Source organism: Haloferax sp. s1, assembly GCF_058382125.1.
Genome location: NZ_JBZRPK010000244.1, coordinates 1 through 2,311 on the forward strand (window position 1 = coordinate 1; position 2,311 = coordinate 2,311).

At 54.8% G+C, this 2,311-nt stretch carries 1 protein-coding gene; it reads left to right on the forward strand.

Annotated features, from left to right (window positions below; translation table 11 throughout):
• Positions 1-1,142 precede the first annotated feature (1,142 nt).
• Positions 1,143-2,311: Cdc6/Cdc18 family protein (locus QT222_RS02230; RefSeq protein WP_491476166.1), on the forward strand; the 1,169-nt coding region annotated here is incomplete at its 3' end.

Genomic DNA, 2,311 nt, shown 5'->3' on the forward strand with positions numbered 1-2,311 from the left:
GGTGGTGGGTGACCGCTAGACGGCAGCCGGGTGTTAATTCTATCTTCTGCAACCGCTATAATAACCATATTTTCCCCAGTACGGATACGGTACAACGATATCAGTAATAAAACCACCGTGTTCTAAAGACCGCCGAGACCCCCTCCCTCCCGTTTTTGCGTCTCCACCCGAAACAAAGGGGTGTGGGGTATCCGAGAACCAAGGGCTTCCCGTCGAACTGGAGATTCACCATTTAATTGCACAGGAAACGAGGGGGTTAATCGACGTCCAAACTGATTCTACCCGCCGATTTCTGCAGATTACTGTTTCACCCGTTTCCACACGAAACAGAGGGGTGTCCCCAACCGATTTTTCGCATCGGCCCACCGGTATTATCACGTTTCGGGTCCAATTCGAGCTCAGTTCGACATGGGTCCGGGCCTAATTCGAGTCTAGATAAACGTTTCACCCCACTCGAATCTCACTCGATTCGACCAGAAGTCGATCTCAGCCACCCGATACAACTGCAAGTTCTCGTTTTTCGTCGACGCGCACATCTTGAAATCGAATGCACGTACGGACCCTACGTTCGTGTCAGATACATACCCAAACCACCACCCCCGGCTTCAGGTCGAACGACTTCCGGGTGGTGTCTGCACCCACGTCCGGTTTGATACTGCTTTCTTTTGGTGGTCTCTTCGACCCATTGTACTATAGTAGCGTTTGCAACTGGTGACACATCCAATCACACACCGGTCGATCGAGTCTCCAATGACTTACAAACGCTACTATAGGCACGCTGTGGTCACTCCCACGGGCCTGACCTCCGACTCACTCTACTTCTACTAACTTCGACTTTTTTCTGCCTCACCGACTCACCCCCAATATCTCTCGACCACTATATCCTACTCAACTCGACACACCCGAATTCGATGATTTTCGCTCGCTCGTGTCGAAACGGTCCCGTCCACTCCAGTTTTGGGTATTGAGCGTCGAGCGAGTCGGAGAAGTAAGCTTTTTGTACCAACTATTCGTTTGTTTCCTTTGCATCATCTGGAATCGCCTTCTTCGGTGCGAGGCGGAGAAGCCGAGTATTACCGGCTTCACGCCCTGTACTGGCCGACGTTGGCGACTATTCCACTTGAAACGAAGGGGTATACACGATGGACGAGGACGACAATCCACGAGATGGCAATCGACGGGAAGATGGGGGTAACCCTCAACGCGACATCGACACCGGGTCCGGTGGCGTGGCTCCCGAGGATGACGTATCCGCCGAGGATATCGATATTCAAGCGAGTATCGGCCCAGATGCCGACACTCCCGACGAGGACCTCGACCAGCACAAAGACCCTGATGTCGGACTCGACAAGGTCGTCTTAAACGACGACGACGGTTCGAAAGGGTTGTTCGACGACCTTCTCGCTGGTGAACCCATCTTCGAGAACAAGGAGGTTCTTCGGCCGTCGTACACGCCGCACGAACTTCCCCACCGAACTGACCAGATTAACCAGATGGCGACGATTCTCGTCTCCGCGCTCCGCGGCGAGACGCCATCGAATATTCTCATCTACGGGAAGACCGGGACCGGGAAGACGGCAAGTGCGAAGTTTGTCAGTCAGGAACTGGAGTCTACCTCGCAGAAGTACGACGTTCCGTGCGAAGTCGAGTATATCAACTGCGAAGTGACGGACACACAGTATCGCGTGCTCGCGCAACTCGCGAACAAATTCATCGAGAAGAACATCGAACGAATCGAGGCAGAACAGGACCGCCTCGACGAGATGCGCACGCGGGCGACAGAAGACCCGAACGCGCTCGCCGATACGCCCTATGACTCCATCGCCGAGATAAACGAGCGCGAGGAGGAACTCGCCGTCGACGCCGACGAGATGGAGACCGTTCCGATGACGGGATGGCCGACAGACCGTGTCTATACGACGTTCTTCGACGCCGTCGATTACAAAGAGCGCGTGGTCGTCATCATGCTCGACGAAATCGACAAACTCGTCGAAAAATCGGGCGACGACACGCTCTATAATCTCTCACGGATGAACTCGGAACTCGACAACTCGCGGATTTCTATCATGGGTATCTCGAACGACCTGAAGTTCACCGACTTTCTCGACCCGCGAGTCAAGTCGAGTCTCGGCGAGGAGGAAATCGTCTTCCCACCGTACGACGCCAACCAACTCCGCGATATCCTTCAGCACCGCGCCGACGTGGCTTTCAAAGGGGGCGCGGTGGCTGACGGCGTAATCCCGCTTTGTGCCCCTTTCGGTGCACAGGAGCACCATGACCATCGCCGCGTGTTCTGCGGTCTCCGCACGGA